Source organism: Enterobacter sp. CP102, assembly GCF_025152625.1.
Lineage (GTDB): Bacteria > Pseudomonadota > Gammaproteobacteria > Enterobacterales > Enterobacteriaceae > Enterobacter > Enterobacter soli.
On record NZ_CP104014.1, the window covers coordinates 603,817 to 621,271 of the forward strand.

The following is a 17,455-nucleotide window of genomic DNA, read 5'->3' on the forward strand; positions in this document are numbered from 1 at the left end:
CCTGTGGCAGGATCGCAAAACGCGGTAAGGGCGCTTGATGAGTTAACGAAAAGTTAATAAAGATCCAGCTCACTAATCGGGAGGAAGCGTTATGTCCTGTGTTATTGATGATGTGCTGGCACCGTCGCCAGCGCTGGAAGTGGCTGAACTGAGCCAGATTTGTGAAGGGCTGGCGCGTCAGCGTCCGGACAATATCCAGACGTTGCTTCATGCAATGGCGTTGATTGCGCCGCTGCTGAATGCCATTCCTAATGTGGTGTTTTTTGTCAAAGACGTGCAGGCGCGTTATCTGATGGTCAATATGACCCTGGCGCGTCGCTGCGGGTTTAAGACGGTGGTTTCTCTGCTGGGGAAAACCTCCGCCGATGTGTTCCCTTCCGCGCTGGGGCAGGGCTATACCGAGCAGGATATGCGGGTGCTGCGCGAAGGGGTGACGCTGCGCGACCAGCTGGAGATGCATCTCTATAACGGCCGCGAGCGCGGCTGGTGTCTGACCCAGAAGCTGGCGCTGCGGGATGCGCAGGGCCAGGTGATCGGCATGGCGGGTATTTCGCACGACCTACAGGAAGCGCAGGCGCGTCACCCGGCGTGGCAGCGGCTGGCGATCGTCGACGATCACATCCGCAATCATTACCACCGGCCGATCGCGATGGAGGAGCTCACCGCGCTGAGCGGCATGTCGGTGGCGCAAATCGAGCGCTACTGTAAGCGCATTTTCCATCTCACCCCGCGTCAGATGATCCACAAAGTCCGGCTGGAAAAAGCGACTGAATTGCTGGCGGGCGATACGCCGATTACCGATATTGCCCTGCAATGTGGCTATACCGATCACAGCGCTTTTAGCCGCCAGTTCAAGGCCATGACCGGCTCTACGCCGCGTGATTTTCGCGTCACGCTGGTCGGGTGAAGTAGTTTAAATAATTAGAATAAATACAAATAAAATAGAGGGGTATTTTGAAAGGATATAATTATTTATGATAATTCATCAAGAGATTCATAAATATTAAAGGAAGGGCTGTTAAGCCCTTCTCCGAAAAATACTAGATACGAGAAAATCTGAAATGTCCTTTGACATTTCTTGCTAAGTACCCACCTATGGATTCTGCAACCATTATTTCTTCATGAATATGTTCTGGAACATCAAAGTACTGATAGATAGCACCATTATTAAATTCAACCTCTAGGACTGAATCATCATTATCGTAGCCAATACTGCTAATATTACTCGAAACAACCGATTGCCTTTCCATATGACTCCTTATTTTTTCACTTTTGAAATAATAGGGTTTTGTGATCTCCAAACTTCAACCATTTCTTTGTAATTTGGATCGTCTTCACCTTTAATATTCCATCCGCCCGGGTGAATTGATTCAGGCTGAGGGACCGTATCAAATACAATGGGATCTTGGCTGTCTGGTCTCCTATTTTTATTGGGAGGGGTAATTGTAGTCTTCATTGGTAATTTAACTGCCTCTCCTAAAACGATGCACTCTCCAGTTCTCAATATTGGGAGCATACTTGTCAAACCATCGAGATTATCTGACATTGCCGAGGTAATGTGATTTCTGTCTGCCGAATTGTTTAGACGTAATGAGAAAAATGTTCCGCACTGAGATAATATTGTTGAGTCTATTTCTGATGGCCTTTGAGTTACAATCATCGAGCTAATACCATATTTTCTTCCTTCTTTCACAATCCTCTTAACCATTCTGGTAGCCATACTTTCATTCTTACTATCTAAATAGTTATGAGCCTCTTCCATGACCAATAAAAGTGGACGATGCCTCCCTCCTTGAGAAAGGTGTCTTGCCCAAAACAGTGCTTCATAAAGTATGCGCAAGACGGCTCCAATTATTGTTTGAAGAATGTCAGATGGAACACCAGAAAGGTCTAAAATTGACACAGGTTTTTGACCAATCCATCCTGCAAGTAATTCATCGAGATCCTTTTCTGTTACACCTTCTTCTGTTGGACTCCATCCTCCAGGTTTAAATATGAAATCATATCGTGGGATTCTAAGCTTTGCTCCAAGAACTTGGAGCTGCTTACCTATACTTAATGAATTTGGAAGATAGTTAACTTTTAGGCCACCGGCATCATTGGAAACATTTTTGAATGTAGGAGGAATTCCTAATTTAGCATTCCCCATCATTTTTGTTCCGTCATCTAGCTCTTCATAACAAAGAGTTTCTAAAGGTTGCTTTCCAGTTGTTTTAATATATGTACCAAATGTCTCAGTATAAAGTTGATGCCAAAGTTTGTGTATATCGAAAGCTATTGGCGAATCTGAGCTTAAGGTATCATGTGTGGCTCCAGACTTCGGTGTGGTAGATAAAGAATCAGCTTTTGCTTTTTGTATTCTTTCAAGAAATAGGTTGCGGTCTTTTTCGTTATCTATTCCACCGAAACAAATCTCAGTTAGTTCATCAAAATTTAACGCCCAATATGGTATGAGTAATTCTTTTTCAGTTTTATCCGTAGGGTTAATTTTGAATATATTAGCACGATCTTTGAAACTTCGACTATATTCCCCATGTAAGTCAAGCATTAATATTCTTGCTGAGGGGTATTTTTTACTATCTGATAATGCAGAAATTAAGCTGGCAACGGTGGTCGACTTGCCAGAACCCGTTGTACCTACAACAGCAGAATGTCTTGTTATTAACTTATTTATATCAACCAATGCTGGGATAGAATCCGCGTTAGATATATGACCAATTTTTACAAAGTAACCTTCTGAATGTTGACCATATATCTGTTTTAACTCTTTTTCTGAAACTAAATGAACATTATCGCCTATCGTAGGGTACTGAGACAATCCTCTTTGGAATGATCCATTTCTGGGGGCTTCACCAATAAGTTGAATTTTTAACCATCTATTTTCTGCAATTGCAGCCTCATTCAAAATAGGAGACGCACTAGCTCCCACTTGGCTTATAATTCCATATAGATTATTAAATCCGATAGGAAGCCTAACGAAACTCCCTATTTGACCAGCCCTATAACCTTGACCATCAATATATATAAAGCCACTTAAAGAATCATCGGATAGAGCAACACTCACAGACGTTCCATTAACATCATGAACTTTTCCAAGGAAAGTTTCTTTTTCAGCCATGATTCATCTCCTTGGCGGTACCTATTATCCTTTGCAAAAAAGATGTAAAATCATTAAAATCTCCGAAATTTACATATGCATTGCAATCTACCTTACTTCCATTATTTAGAGCTTCGATGAAGCTTAATATTTCCTTGTCATCTTCATTGCTATCGGCGTTCAGATGCCATGGGGCGAAGTTTGTGCCAATAATTGCATGGTCTTTTGTCCAAATGTTTAAGTTATGTTGATTACTTGCTAATTTATAAGCCTGTGGGTATTTTTCTTTATCATTTTCTTTGTAGTTTCCAAACATCAAACCCAATACCATCGCTGTTGGATTTGCTTTTAAGGCACTAATAATTACATCATTTAAATGACCGTCATTGAATGAATAACCAGAAATTACCAGGAAAGAAGATTTTTTCCTGATAAATCTATTTAATTGGTCTAATAGTGCCAAGTAAGGCATTTTTCTACTTTCTTCATATTTTAGATGTGATGGATATATCAAGTGTGAATCGTTATTATGATCTGGGTGAGATCTATATACCTTCTTTTGAGTGCCGTTGTCTTGTTGGCACCAATTTATGGAACCATGAATTTTCCATAGTCTTGACCAATGCCCTGGTATTAAGTCATCTTCAAGGGCTCTAAGATCAAAGAATGGTTTGTTAGCCCCAACAAAACCATCAAAATATGGTATCTCCATATCTTCCAATGATTGTTCCATTAACAAATCATAATTTGTTGTGTATATCTCAATAGCAGTTTTTCTATCGATTGAACGAATCCATTTTGAAAGCTTGTGGTATGGAGTGTTGTGATTGGGTAGTTGAACGTTAATTTTAGAAACGATTATATTACAGATGTTTTTCTCAATTTCTTTTAATTGTGCTTCATTCAAACCTCGAACACTCCCTCCTGTTGATACGGAAATAAGTGCTCTTAGGAAACTTAATATTTCTTCAATATTATTAATGTCTTTTTTAGCTAAAGCCAATTCTTTTATAAGTTGAGTGTAAGAGCTATTACCTTCCAATTTTGAATTAATATATTTTGTTAAATTAGTCACGTCAGGTATTAGAGGCCATTTATCGGAGGGAAGCTCCACAGACAGCGGGCAACCTGCTGATAGAAAAAAACCAATTGGCTCACTATCTTGAGATAATGATTGCCTTAGATATTTCAAATGTCGAACAGGATCATGAGTAACCATCATTTTTAACCTTTCTGTTTATAACTTTCTTGGCATGGATAATCAAATTTGTTTAATTGATATCTCAGGAAATAGGTTCATTGTCAATTATATATTTACTTATTTGCAGTATTGGTCAGGTTTTTCTATCGCTATAGATTTCTTATAGGCTTATTAAAACGATTACTATAATTTAATTTATTATTTACGCTTGCTTAAATTAAGAACATTTAGTGTTAATAATAACTCTGAGTTATTATTAACATATGACACAAAAGATTTTCATAAGTATAGATTAAATTATTGTATATGTTTCAGTTGGTTAACTTAAAACTGAATCTCATTTTTCCGTTAAAAACTAACAATTCAACCTAGTTTAAATTTGCACTGTGCTAATTTCGTCATCAAAGGGGAGGAAAACCACCAAGCCGTCGGCCGCCTGAAACGTCAATCTGTCAGTGAATATTCACCATTCATTCACTTTGATTTAACAAATTGACGACAAGGAACCGAACATGAGCAAGAAAGCCATTCACTGGAGCGGTGTATTCCCGGCAGTCAGCACCCAGTTTCGTAGCGACTACTCTGTCGATCTGGATGCCACCCATGCGGTGATGAAAAACCTGGTCAAGGATGGTGTTTCCGGCCTGGTGGTGTGCGGCAGCGTGGGCGAGAACACCTCTCTGACCACGCAGGAAAAGCTGCAAATTATCGAAGTGGCAAAAGATGCCGCGGGCGGCCAGATCCCGGTGATTGCCGGTGTCGCCGAATTTACCACCGCCTTTGCGCAGAAGATGGCGAAAGAGGCCGAGCGCGTGGGTGTGGACGGCATTATGGTGATGCCTGCGCTGGTGTACTCGTCAAAACCGCATGAAACCGCGGCCCACTTCCGCAGCGTGGCAACCGCCACTGACCTGCCAATCATGGTCTACAACAACCCGCCAATTTACAAAAACGACGTGACGCCGGACATCCTGGCGACGCTCACTGACTGCGACAACATCGTCTGCTTCAAAGATTCTTCCGGCGATACCCGCCGTTTCATCGACCTGCGTAACACCGTTGGTGACCGCTTTGTACTGTTCGCCGGGCTGGACGACGTGGTGGTCGAGAGCATTGCCGTGGGAGCGGAAGGCTGGATCTCCGGGATGTCGAACGCCTTCCCGCGTGAAGGGGAGACGTTGTTCCGCCTGGCAAAACAGCAGCGCTATGAAGAGGCGATGGCGCTTTATCGCTGGTTTATGCCGCTGCTGCATCTGGATGCGCGCCCGGATCTGGTGCAGTGCATCAAGCTTTGCGAAGAGCTTCTCGGTCGCGGCAGCGCTATTACCCGTCCGCCGCGCCTGGCGCTGGAAGGGGAAACCCGTGCGGAAGTGGTGGCGATTGTCGAGAAGGCGCTGGCGACCCGACCGCAGCTGCCTGACGTCGGCCTGTAAGTAAAGGAGTGACGATGACTTTACCTCTCTCTGTAACAGGCCAGCAGTTTATCGCCGGACGCCGCGTGGCAAGCGGTGAGGCGACGCTGTCGGGCCTGCGTGCCGCTGACGGTGAACCCACCGGATACCGTTTTTACCCGGCCTCCCGCGAGGAGGCCGCCGCTGCGGCACTGGCGGCTGAACAGGCGTTCCCTGTTTATTCGCAGACCTCGCCTGAGGTGCGCGCCCGCTTTCTCGATACCCTCGCCGACGAGCTGGATTTACTCGGCGAGGACTTTTTTGCCATCGCGCATCAGGAGACGGCGCTGCCGCTGGCACGCTTGCAGGGAGAGCGCGCCCGGACCAGCAATCAGCTACGCATGTTCGCCGGCGTGCTGCGTCGCGGGGATGCCTTCGGCGTGCGTATCGATACCGCGCTGCCTGCGCGCCAGCCGCTGCCGCGCCCGGATTTGCGCCAGTACCTGACGGCGCTGGGCCCGGTGGCGGTCTTCGGTGCCAGCAATTTCCCGCTGGCGTTTTCCACGGCGGGGGGCGATACCGCCTCCGCGCTGGCGGCGGGCTGTCCGGTGGTGGTGAAAGCCCATCCGGGGCATATGGCGACGGCGGAGCTCACCGCCCAGGCCATTGTGCGTGCGGTGGAAAAAGCCGCCCTTCCTGCGGGCGTGTTTAACATGATTTTCGGCACCGACATTGGCGCAGAGCTGGTGCGTCATCCGGCGATCCAGGCGGTCGGGTTTACCGGCTCGCTGCGCGGGGGTAAGGCGCTCTGGCAGCTTGCGCAGCAGCGTCCGCAGCCGATCCCGGTCTTTGCGGAAATGTCGGCCATTAACCCGCTGCTTATTCTGCCGCAGGCGTTAGCCACCCGGGCAGAGGCGCTGGCGAAGGAGCTGGTGGCCTCTTTTAACCTTGGCTGCGGGCAGTTTTGTACTAAGCCCGGGCTGATCCTCGTCCTGCGGGGCGAAGGTATGGCCTGCTTCACGCAGACGCTGAAACAGGCGGTGGATCAGGCTCCGGCGCAGACCATGCTCAATGCCCCGACGCTTGCCCATTATCAGGAAGGCGTCAGCGCGTTTGAGGCACATCCCGACATGCAACGGCTGGCGGGCAATGATGAGGCGGTTCGCGGGCAGGCGCAGGCTCGTCTGTATCAGGCTCCGGTTTCGCTACTGCTGGCGCAGGATCCGCTGTTGCAGCACGAGGTATTTGGCCCGCTGGCGGTGCTGGTGGAAGTGGCTGACGAGGCTGAAATGCAGGCGGTTCTGCGCGCCATTCAGGGCCAGCTGACGGCAACGGTTCACGCGGAATCTGACGACGGCCCGCTGGCACAACGCCTGCTGCCTGCCCTGAGCGAAAAAGCCGGACGGGTGTTGTTCAACGGTTACCCGACCGGGGTGGAAGTGTGCGATGCGATGGTGCACGGCGGCCCGTGGCCTGCCACTACCGATTCACGCGGGACCTCCGTCGGAACGAAATCCATCGAACGTTTTCTGCGTCCGGTGTGCCTGCAAAATGTGCCCGCCGCACTGCTGCCGCCTGCTGTCCAGGATGCTAACCCTCTGAACCTGCTGCGCCTGATTAACGGGCAGTGGACCCGGGAAGCCATTTCCCCCTCTGTTGACTGAAGGGCATGACCATGACGATTCACTCTACGCATCAAACATCGTCCCGCGTTGTTGAGTCGGGGAAATTTAAAAAGCAGCTGACGTTAACCGACCTGACGTTTATTGGTCTTGGGGCGATCTTCGGCTCCGGCTGGCTGTTTGCCGCAAGCCATGTGGCGTCTATTGCCGGGCCCGCGGGGATTGCCTCGTGGGTCATCGGCGGGATTGCCGTGCTGCTGCTGGGGATTGTCTATTGCGAGCTGGGGGCGGCCCTGCCGCGTGCCGGGGGGATTATCCGTTATCCGGTGTTTTCCCACGGCGAGCTGATGGGGTATCTGCTGGGCTTTATTACGCTGATTGCGTTCTCAAGCCTGATCTCCATTGAGATTGTTGCCGCGCGCCAGTATGCGGCAGCCTGGTTCCCGATGCTGACACAGCCAGGCTCAAGCGCCCCGACGCTGCTGGGCTGGGTAGTGCAGTTTTTGCTGCTCTGTTTCTTCTTCGGCCTGAACTACTACAGCGTCAAAACGTTCGCCCGCTCTAACAACATCATCAGTATTCTGAAGTTTCTGGTGCCGCTGGCGGTTGTCGTCACCCTGTTTACCTTTTTCAGGCCTGAAAACCTGCACGTGCAGGGGTTTGCGCCGTTTGGGATGTCCGGCGTTGAGGCGGCGATCAGCGCCGGGGGGATTATTTTTGCCTACCTGGGGCTGACGCCGATTATCTCGGTGGCGAGCGAAGTGCAAAATCCGCAGCGGACAATCCCGGTGGCGCTGATTTTATCGGTGGTGCTGTCGACGATTATCTATGTGCTGCTGCAACTGGCGTTTCTTGGCAGTATCCCAACCGGGATGCTCGGCAGCGGCTGGGCGGAAATCAGCAAACAGTTCTCGCTGCCGTACCGCGATATCGCCATTACGCTCGGTATGGGCTGGCTGGCGTTTATGGTGGTGTGCGATGCGATTGTCTCCCCAAGCGGCACCGGCAATATCTACATGAACGCCACCCCGCGCGTGATTTACGGCTGGGCGAAAGCAGGGACCTTCTTTAAGGCGTTCACCCACATTGATAAAGAGTCGGGTATTCCGCGTCCTGCGCTGTGGCTGACCTTTGCCATGTCCATCTTCTGGACGCTGCCGTTCCCGTCCTGGGAGCAGCTGATTAGCGTGGTGTCGGCCGCGCTGGTGCTGAGCTACGCCATTGCCCCGGTCACGGCGGCGGGGCTGCGTCGTAATGCGCCAGATCTGCCACGTCCGTTCCGCGTGCGTGCTTTCGGGATTATCGGCCCGGTGTCGTTTGTGATTTCAGCGCTGATTGTCTTCTGGTCTGGCTGGGGTACGCTGTCATGGCTGCTGGGATTACAGATTGTGATGTTTGTGGTCTACGTGCTGTGTAAATCAAAAGTGCCTGTCCACACCGTGAGCCTGGCGCAGCAGGTGAAATCGTCCCTGTGGTTAATCGCCTTCTACGCGCTGATTATGCTTTTCTCCTGGCTTGGCAGTTTTGGTGGCTCAGGGGTGATTGGTCATCCGTGGGATACGGTGCTGGTGGCGGTGATGTCGCTGGGAATTTACTACTGGGGCGAGCGAACCTGCCTGCCACAGGCTAACTTTACCGGAGACGAAGAAGAGTAGAGGAGTAGGTAATGGAGATGGTAAACCTCTCGTTAACAGAGGCTTATGCGCTGGCACATAAGGTGCTGCGCGGGAACGGATTCAGCGAGGCGCACGCCGCCGCGGTGGCAAAAAACGTCACCCACGGCGAGCGAGATGGCTGCGCCTCGCACGGTTTGTGGCGGTTGCTGGGCATTGTCGAAACGCTGCGCAAAGGGAAGGTGTCGCCAGACGTGGAGCCGGTTATCACCGATACCGCGCCCGCCATTGTGAAAGCGGACGCTGGTGGGGCCTTTTCCCTGCTGGCGTTCGAACGTGCGCTGCCGTTGCTGATGGAAAAGGCGCGGCACAGCGGGATTGCCGCGCTGGCTATAAACCGCTGCGTGCACTTTTCCGCCCTGTTTGCGGACGTCGAACCGCTGACTGAAGCTGGCCTGGTGGCGCTGGCGACCACGCCGAGCCACGCGTGGGTGGCTCCTGCGGGCGGCACGCAGCCGCTGTTTGGCACCAACCCGATCGCCTTTGGCTGGCCGCGTGGTGATAAACCGCCGTTTATTTTTGATATGGCCACCAGTGCAGCAGCGCGCGGTGAGATCCAGCTGCATCAGCGAGCGGGTAAAGCGGTGCCGGAAGGGTGGGGTATCGACAGCGACGGCCAGGCCACCACCGATGCACAAGCGATTCTCGACGGCGCGATGCTGACCTTCGGCGGGCATAAAGGCTCGGCGCTGGCGGCGATGGTGGAACTGCTTGCCGGGCCGCTGATTGGCGATATGACCAGTGCGGAATCGCTGGCGTGGGATAACGGCGCAGGCGGCCTGCCTTACGGCGGTGAGCTGATCCTGGTACTCGACCCGACGCGTTTTCTGGGGGATGACGCCGCAACCCATCTGGCCCGCGCCGAAACACTCTTTAGCGGGATGCAGCAGCAGGGTGCGCGATTGCCGGGAGAGCGTCGTTACCATTCCCGCGAGCGCGCAAATCGCGACGGCGTGGAGATAACCCGTTCACTTTTCAGGGATATATCCGCACTGCTGAAATAATCATCGGGTTCATCAACATAACAAGGGGGATTTTGTCCCTCTTGTTAGTACGTTTTTCGTAAAGTTTTCCTTTTCCAGGCCGAAAATTCTGTTATCTGTCTGATGGAAAGAGAAAACATGTTAAACCGTATCAAGATTGTCACCAGTTTATTGCTGGTCTTAGCTATTTTTGGCCTCTTACAACTCACCTCCGGTGGTCTTTTCTTCAATGCCCTCAAGCATGACAAAGAGAACTTCACCGTCCTGCAAACCATTCGCCAGCAACAATCCACGCTGAACGGTAGCTGGGTGGCGTTGCTGCAAACCCGTAACACCCTGAACCGCGCGGGCATCCGCTACATGATGGATCAGAGCAATATTGGCAGCGGCGCGACCGTTTCTGATTTAATGCAGATTGCCTCTGCGTCCCTGAAACAGGCGGAAAAAAACTGGGCGGATTACGAAGCCCTGCCACGCGACCCGCGTCAAAGCGATGCGGCGGCGATGGAAATCAAACGTAACTACGATATTTATCACGGTGCGCTGGCTGAGCTGATCCAGCTGCTGGGTGCGGGTAAAATCAACGCCTTCTTCGACCAGCCGACCCAGAGCTTCCAGGACGGTTTTGAGAAGCAGTACGTCAACTACCTGCAACAAAACGACCAGCTGTACAAGACCGCCGTTGAGGACAGCAACAGTTCTTACAGCCAGGCTATCTGGGTGCTGATTAGCGTGCTGATTGCCGTGCTGGTGGTGATTGTTGCCGTCTGGCTGGGTATCAAGCAGGCGCTGATCTCCCCGCTGAACCGTCTGATCGACAGCATTCGTCATATCGCCAGCGGCGACCTGGTGAAGCGCATCGACGTGGAAGGCACCAACGAGATGGGCGAACTGGCCGACACGCTGCGTCATATGCAGGGTGAGCTGGTGCGTACCGTGGGCGATGTGCGTAACGGCGCGAATGCCATTTACAGCGGCGCGAGCGAGATCTCAATGGGCAACAACGATCTCTCTTCCCGTACTGAACAGCAGGCGGCTTCTCTGGAAGAAACGGCTGCCAGCATGGAACAGCTGACCGCAACCGTTAAGCAGAACGCCGAGAACGCCCGTCAGGCGAGCAACCTGGCGCTGAGCGCGTCTGAAACCGCGCAGAAAGGCGGTAAAGTGGTGGATAACGTGGTGCAAACCATGCGTGACATCGCGGGCAGTTCGCAGAAAATTGCTGACATCATCAGCGTGATCGACGGTATTGCGTTCCAGACCAACATCCTGGCACTGAACGCCGCAGTAGAAGCCGCGCGTGCGGGTGAACAGGGCCGTGGTTTTGCGGTTGTTGCCGGTGAAGTGCGTAACCTGGCGCAGCGCAGCGCCCAGGCGGCGCGTGAAATTAAGAGCCTGATTGAAGATTCTGTTGGCCGTGTGGAAGTGGGCTCTACCCTGGTAGAAAGCGCCGGTGAAACCATGGGCGAGATCGTTAATGCGGTCACTCGCGTCACCGACATCATGGGTGAAATCGCCTCTGCGTCTGACGAACAGAGCCGCGGTATCGACCAGGTTGGCCTGGCGGTGGCAGAGATGGATCGCGTAACCCAGCAGAACGCCTCGCTGGTGGAAGAGTCTGCGGCGGCCGCTGCGGCGCTGGAAGAGCAGGCGAGCCGTCTGACTCAGGCTGTTGCGGTGTTCCGCATTCAGCAGGAGCAGATGAAAGCACGCGAGTTTGGTTCGGCAAAAACCGTTGCGACCCCGGTGATGGCGCGTAAAACCGCGACCGCCGATGCGGGCGATAACTGGGAAACGTTCTAATACTGCACGCTGTGCCGGGTGGCGGCTTCGCCTTACCCGGCCTACGAATCAGGATGTTTTGCCGGGTGGCGGCTACGCCTTACCCGGCCTACGGTTCGGGGATTCGTTATAATTAACTAAGAGGCAGGCGCATGGCGCAGCGGGAGTCATACGCGAAACCGTGCGCGGCCTCTTCTTCCCTTTTTTGACGCAGTTCAGGCGTTAACGCATCTACCCTTTCAAACCCCAGCCGCGCATAAAACGGGGCATTCCACGGCACGTCACGAAATGTCGTCAATGTCAGAGACTTCAGCCCCAGCTTGTGGGCATGTTCTCCTGCACAGGCAATGAGCTGGCGACCCACTCCCTTTCCCTGCCATGCCAGATGCACCGACAGTTCCACAATAAACAGCGATGAGGGATGCGCTTCTGCAAGAAGAAAGCCAACAGGCTGCTCGTCTGCCAGCGCCAGCAGGCTCAGCCCGCGCTCTGCAAAATCGAGATGCTGCTCAACGGACATACCGTCACCGTCTGCAAGCCAGGCGAGTTCAGGGTAATCACGAAAGCGCTGGCCTGCCGCACGCTCGATGGCGGGCAGGCAGGCAACGTCATTCTCTGTGGTTGGGCGGAATGTCATTTTCATGGCGGCAAGTATAGCGGGATTTGCCTGCGCTTAATGGTTTCCCGGATCGCTAATGGGCTGGCGTACAAGAAAGATATAAGCCAGCGCCCCGAGGGCCGTAACGCATCCGCAGATGATCAGCGCCAGGCGGAATGAATGCGTGGTATCTACGATAAAACCGGTCACGACAGGGGCGAACGATGCACAGATAAAGCTCGCGAAATTCTGAATACTCCCGACGGATGCCGTCATGCGGGAAGCCACGGCAACGTGGATCAGCCCCCAGCAGGAGGTGCCGGCAAAGTGGATGCAAAACAGCGCCATACCAATCAGCAGCACCGCTCCCATTGAGGTTGTGGCATTGGGTACGACAAAGGTAAATGCAGCCGAACACAGCATCCCGGTGATGATGCAGATTTTACGGCTCCTGACGGGGGCCATGCCGCCTTTTACCAGCCAGTCGGTGACAAAACCGTTTATCAGCATCCCGGCTGCGCCAAACAGGAACGGGATGGCTGCCATCAGGCCGGTGCTTTTTAAATCCAGGTTATAGGCGGTTTGCAGGTAGCCCGGCAGCCAGGCCAGATACAGCCAGGCGGTGTAGTTAATGCCGCTGAAGCCCAGCATCATCCCCCACATGGTGCGATTACGAAACAGGCTGCGCCATTCGGCAAAACTCAGCGGATCGCGGCGGGTATTCACGCTGCCGGCATTCAGATATGCCTGCTCAACGCCCGTGAGGTCGATTTGCTCACGGTTGCGGTAGAGCATGTACCAGCCAATTGCGAGAAAGATGCCCAGCACACCGATGGTGATAAACATGCCGCGCCAGCCCATCACCAGCATCATTGCCGCCAGGATCGGTGGGCTGATTGCCACGCCAATGGTGGATGCCGCATTGAACAGGCCCATCGGGCGACCGCGCTCTTTGATGTTAAACCAGTCGTTGATCACCTTGACGCCGCACGGGTTCATCGGCGCTTCACCGATGCCCATCCCGATACGCACCAGCACGAACTGCGTAAAGCTGTGCACCAGGCCGGAACAGGCCTGAAACAGCGACCAGAAGAACATCCCGAGGCCGAGCATAATCCGCGGGCCTTTGCGATCCAGCAGAGGGCCACAGGGCAGCTGGGCTATCCCATAGGCCAGTGAGAAAACGGACAGCAGCACGCCGATTTGCGTTGCGCTGAGCCCGAGCTCATCGCGAATGGTTAAATTCGCCACCGACAGCGAACTGCGGTCGAGATAATTTATGACAGCCGCAAAAAATAACAGGATCATGGCGGTTGTCTGAATGCGTTTTATTCTGCTACTGCGTTGAACCATTCCCTCTGGCGGGACGGGAATATCGCTTGGTGAGGCCGCATCAAACGACGACCGTGGATCCAGGGTAATATTGTTCTTTTCCACGCCGGACTCCTGAATGTTATCTTTTTATTGTTCGGGCAATCTGTTTTTGCCCGAAATGGATTTTAAAAATCAGTAGTGAAATAACTTTCACCACCGCTCACGAAATGTTTTTAAATTCAGTCGACTGTTCGTGAGCATAGGTAAGGGATATTTATCCGGCGTTTTAAATTTGATGAAACCGTGCGGTTGATAGACATTTGCTGTTTTTAATCTGTTCTTAATGCGTACCGGCAGTGCTTTGGTTGATCGACCGAATCATCGATTGTTTGGCTGTATTCAAATGGTTACACAGCGCCAGGGTGGCATCGAGGTCGCTGCGGCAGATCAGGGCGCTGAGAATGGTCATGTGCTCGTCTATCGCGATGATGTTGCGCTGTTTGAGATCGCTTTCGTCCCACTGATAGTGGAAATGGAAGATTACCGAAATTATCTCAAGAGACTGATTGAAAAAGATATTCCCGGCAGCGGAAAGCAACAGGGCGTGAAAGTCGCGGTCGAGCTGGGAGAACATGCGAAAACTGCTGCCGATGCTGTCGCGCAGCATCCGGTGGCGTTCCAGCAGGGTTTTCGCTTCCAGCCAGCGGGGGTCATCGTCGGGCAAATTGAGAAAGTGCTGCAAGGCATGGGTTTCGAGCATCTCCCGCAGCTCAAACAGCTGTTCTGCATAGGCCTGGTCAAACTGCTTCATGCTCCACTGACCGCGTTTTTCACTCTGGATCAGATTGTAACGCCCGAATTTTAAAAGGTATTCTCTCACCACTACCGGGCTGACGCCTGCGGCCCTGGCCAGCTGTAGCTCCGAGAATGTCTCACCTGCCCGCAGCTGACGCTGATTGATCATGGTGAAAAAAGCCTGTTCAAACAGCCGGGTCTGTTCGGTGAGTGACTGGCTGGTGCAGGCAAAACCATCGTCATGATCGGGTTTGCGGGTGATGACGTAGTCGCTGCCCACCGGGGTCAGCACCCCGCATTCGTGCAGATGGCTCAGGATGTGGCGCACTGTGGTGCGGCTGATGTTGTACATTTCTGCCAGCGCGCTCTGGGATGGCAACGGCGAGGGGATATGGCCGCGGGCCATATCGTCAATCACCTGGTTAATCACATTGTGGCGTAAATTTTGTGAACGACTCATGCTGGCCTCCGTTTTTGGGTATTAAAACCCGATTTAAAACATTTTTATGAGTGGCTTTTCACAATTTATGTTTTCGGTTTCTCCTGCGTTTTATTTTTCATCGATATCTGAGGCAACAGAAAAACGGGAGAGAAAAACCATGTCCACAATGAATGTGCTGATTTGTCATGAGCCAAAAAAATTAATCTGGAAAGAAAGAGAAATTCCAGCGCCTGGCAACGGCGAGGCATTAATTAAAATAAAAACGGTAGGCATTTGTGGCACGGATATACATGCCTGGGGCGGTAATCAACCTTTTTTCAGCTACCCTCGGGTACTTGGGCATGAAATATGTGGTGAGGTTATTGCACTGGGTGGAAATATTAAAAAAATTAACCCCGGGCAGCAGGTTGCGGTTATTCCCTACGTCGCCTGTCAGCAGTGTCCGGCCTGCCTCAGCGGGCGTACCAACTGCTGTGAGAAGATTTCAGTGATTGGCGTTCACCAGGATGGCGGTTTCAGTGAGTATCTGTCTGTGCCGGTTGATAATTTACTGGTTGCAGATGGCATTGATCCCCAGGCCGCGGCGCTGATTGAACCCTACGCCATCAGTGCTCATGCGGTGCGTCGGGCCGCTATTGCCGCGGGTGAGCAGGTTCTGGTGGTGGGGGCCGGGCCGATTGGCCTGGGTGCGGCGGCAATTGCCAAAGCCGACGGCGCGCAGGTGGTGGTGGCAGACACCAGCCCGGCAAGGCGGGAACATGTTATTGCCCGGCTGGGCGTGCCGGTTATCGACCCGTCCGCCGATGATTTTGATGCTTTGCTGCGCGCGCAGTTTGGCGGTTCGCTGGCGCAAAAAGTCATTGATGCCACGGGCAACGCGCGGGCGATGAATAACACCGTGAACCTGATCCGCCATGGGGGCAGCATTGTTTTTGTCGGCCTGTTTAAAGGCGACTTACAGTTCTCCGACCCTGAGTTCCACAAGAAAGAAACCACCATGATGGGCAGCCGAAACGCCACGCCGGAAGATTTCGCCAAAGTGGGACGACTGATGGCCGAAGGCAAACTGACCGCCGAGATGATGCTGACCCACCGCTACCCGTTTGCCACCCTTGCTGAACATTATGAGAACGACGTGATTAACAACCGCGAGCTGATAAAAGGGGTGATCACCTTCTAGTTGCCATGCAGCGCCCGGGGGTTGGTTGGGCGCTGTTTTTTTCTTTTGCCCGTCTGCGCGGCTTAGTCTGCGCAGATCAGCAGTGGCGAATAGAAGTTGCTGAGCACCACCGCATCTTCAGGCGTGCGATCCAGCGTGATCAGCCGTTTATTGCCCAGCGTTAACCCTGCAATGTACTTCTCAAAAATGCCCGCCGGCAGTTCGTCATGACCAAACTTTTCAATCTTCAGGATGGTGATTTCATAAACCGAATTTTGCATTCGCTGCCAACTGAACGTTTCCTGGCGGGAAACCTGCCACTGATGCTGGTCATTGAGGACGTCTCCGTTGAGGGTGAAATACCCGGTGCCGTCGGTATGAAAACGCAGGGTAACGCCCCCTTCAAAGCGGAATGGGCTGTTCACACGCAGGTCCGAAAAGGTCAGATTCCCCTGACAGACAAGGGAAAACGGCGGGGTGTGGCGATACCAGAGCAGCGCCACAACGGCCAGGATCAGATTGAAGGCGATAATCAGCGCCATTTTTTTGCGCGTCATGGTTACCACTCGAAAGAGTAAAGCGTGCGGCAGGCGCTGGCTTTACCCCGTGTAAGAGAACATTGAGAAAGCACCAGCCGCCCTTCGTGACCATAGAAAAGCGTATTTTGAATGTGCAGGTAAAAGATGGAGTTCTTCAGACAGGGAAGATTGCCATCGTGCTGGATCTTCCGGGCAAGCGATATGGCTTTGCTGTGAAACACATCTGCCAGCGGGGCAAAGGTGTAGACCGGGCACTCGCCAATGTGGGTCAGCAGGTGCATTTTCGCGTGATCCTGATTTTGCTTTATCACGAACGACCAGATGCAAAGCGCCAGCACGCATAGGGTCAGCGCGCTGCAAAACAGCAGTTCATAGCGCCAGCGGCGCGGTTTTTTAACCGGCAGACTCTGCGTTTCGGCACTGCGTAGCGGGTTGACCGGAATATCTGCACTCAGCATAAACCCCATTTTGGGCACGGTGATGATGAAGCCGGTATCAGGGACAAGGCTTGCCAGCATTTTGCGCAGGATGCTGATGTACTGGTTGAGCGAATTATTTGAGCCCTGAAGGCCACGTTCGTCCCAGACGTCGCGCAAAAAACCTTCGCGCTCAATGACATTACCGTGATGGGCGACCAGCAGTTTCATGATGGCGTTCGCCGTGCCGGTGAGCATCTGAGGCTCTTCTTCTGGCGTACCGATAAGAGAAAATGATCCGTCTTCGTCGTTATAGACGAGGACATCAGCAAGCAGGTATTTCATAGATAATGGCAAAACAGACAGAGAGAATGGAATACAAACGGTGAGTGTTGAGCGCACAGTTCATCAGGTCAGGTTGTTATTTTAACTGACTTGTTACC

General features: G+C 52.4%; 15 protein-coding genes. 7 read left to right on the forward strand and 8 right to left on the reverse strand.

What is annotated here, in order from left to right:
• Window positions 1–91: 91 nt before the first annotated feature.
• On the forward strand, window positions 92–907 hold the full coding sequence (locus tag N1249_RS02865; RefSeq protein ID WP_166717796.1) for an AraC family transcriptional regulator: 816 nt from the start codon (window positions 92–94) through the stop codon (window positions 905–907).
• 133 nt (window positions 908–1,040) lie between these two features.
• Here the strand turns inward: N1249_RS02865 and N1249_RS02870 are convergent, their stop codons facing one another.
• From N1249_RS02870 to N1249_RS02880, 3 genes are read right to left on the reverse strand one after another with little or no spacing between them, the layout of a single operon-like run.
• Window positions 1,041–1,250 carry a KTSC domain-containing protein gene (locus N1249_RS02870; protein ID WP_259834380.1) on the reverse strand — a complete coding sequence of 70 codons (210 nt, stop codon included), beginning with the start codon at window positions 1,248–1,250 and terminating at the stop codon, window positions 1,041–1,043.
• Window positions 1,251–1,258: 8 nt separating this feature from the next.
• Window positions 1,259–3,118, reverse strand: a complete 1,860-nt coding sequence (locus tag N1249_RS02875) for an ATP-binding protein (protein ID WP_259834383.1) — start codon at window positions 3,116–3,118, stop codon at window positions 1,259–1,261.
• Window positions 3,111–4,319, reverse strand: coding sequence for an SIR2 family protein (locus N1249_RS02880; protein ID WP_259834386.1), 1,209 nt, complete (start codon window positions 4,317–4,319; stop codon window positions 3,111–3,113). The genes N1249_RS02875 and N1249_RS02880 overlap by 8 nt, the downstream gene beginning before the upstream one ends.
• A gap of 491 nt (window positions 4,320–4,810) precedes the next feature.
• Here N1249_RS02880 and N1249_RS02885 point away from each other — a divergent pair, with 491 nt between their 5' ends.
• From N1249_RS02885 to tsr, 5 genes are all read left to right on the forward strand, one after another.
• A complete protein-coding gene (locus tag N1249_RS02885; RefSeq protein WP_259834388.1) occupies window positions 4,811–5,731 on the forward strand; it encodes a dihydrodipicolinate synthase family protein in 921 nt (306 codons plus the stop codon).
• Between the two features lie 14 nt (window positions 5,732–5,745).
• A complete protein-coding gene (locus tag N1249_RS02890; protein WP_259834391.1) occupies window positions 5,746–7,353 on the forward strand; it encodes an aldehyde dehydrogenase (NADP(+)) in 1,608 nt (535 codons plus the stop codon).
• An 11-nt stretch (window positions 7,354–7,364) separates the two neighbouring features.
• A complete protein-coding gene (locus N1249_RS02895; RefSeq protein WP_259834394.1) occupies window positions 7,365–8,966 on the forward strand; it encodes an APC family permease in 1,602 nt (533 codons plus the stop codon).
• A gap of 11 nt (window positions 8,967–8,977) precedes the next feature.
• Window positions 8,978–9,988: an Ldh family oxidoreductase gene (locus N1249_RS02900; RefSeq protein ID WP_259834396.1), complete on the forward strand. Its 1,011-nt coding sequence runs from the start codon at window positions 8,978–8,980 to the stop codon at window positions 9,986–9,988.
• Between the two features lie 117 nt (window positions 9,989–10,105).
• Window positions 10,106–11,770 carry a methyl-accepting chemotaxis protein gene (gene tsr, locus N1249_RS02905; protein ID WP_259834398.1) on the forward strand — a complete coding sequence of 555 codons (1,665 nt, stop codon included), beginning with the start codon at window positions 10,106–10,108 and terminating at the stop codon, window positions 11,768–11,770.
• Window positions 11,771–11,882: 112 nt separating this feature from the next.
• Here the strand turns inward: tsr and N1249_RS02910 are convergent, their stop codons facing one another.
• From N1249_RS02910 to N1249_RS02920, 3 genes are all read right to left on the reverse strand, one after another.
• Window positions 11,883–12,392: a GNAT family N-acetyltransferase gene (locus N1249_RS02910; RefSeq protein ID WP_259834401.1), complete on the reverse strand. Its 510-nt coding sequence runs from the start codon at window positions 12,390–12,392 to the stop codon at window positions 11,883–11,885.
• 30 nt (window positions 12,393–12,422) lie between these two features.
• Window positions 12,423–13,784, reverse strand: a complete 1,362-nt coding sequence (locus N1249_RS02915; protein ID WP_259834404.1) for an MFS transporter — start codon at window positions 13,782–13,784, stop codon at window positions 12,423–12,425.
• 217 nt (window positions 13,785–14,001) lie between these two features.
• Window positions 14,002–14,916 (reverse strand): GntR family transcriptional regulator, encoded by a 915-nt coding sequence (locus N1249_RS02920; RefSeq protein ID WP_259834407.1) that lies wholly within the window; start codon window positions 14,914–14,916, stop codon window positions 14,002–14,004.
• A 139-nt stretch (window positions 14,917–15,055) separates the two neighbouring features.
• On the opposite strand from N1249_RS02920, the gene N1249_RS02925 reads away from it, so the two are divergent.
• Window positions 15,056–16,078 carry a zinc-binding alcohol dehydrogenase family protein gene (locus tag N1249_RS02925; RefSeq protein WP_259834409.1) on the forward strand — a complete coding sequence of 341 codons (1,023 nt, stop codon included), beginning with the start codon at window positions 15,056–15,058 and terminating at the stop codon, window positions 16,076–16,078.
• Between the two features lie 62 nt (window positions 16,079–16,140).
• On the opposite strand, the gene N1249_RS02930 is transcribed toward N1249_RS02925, so the two are convergent.
• Both N1249_RS02930 and N1249_RS02935 read right to left on the reverse strand, forming a co-directional pair.
• Window positions 16,141–16,614 (reverse strand): hypothetical protein, encoded by a 474-nt coding sequence (locus N1249_RS02930; RefSeq protein WP_259834411.1) that lies wholly within the window; start codon window positions 16,612–16,614, stop codon window positions 16,141–16,143.
• Window positions 16,615–16,616: 2 nt separating this feature from the next.
• On the reverse strand, window positions 16,617–17,357 hold the full coding sequence (locus N1249_RS02935; RefSeq protein WP_259834414.1) for a helix-turn-helix domain-containing protein: 741 nt from the start codon (window positions 17,355–17,357) through the stop codon (window positions 16,617–16,619).
• Window positions 17,358–17,455: the final 98 nt, after the last annotated feature.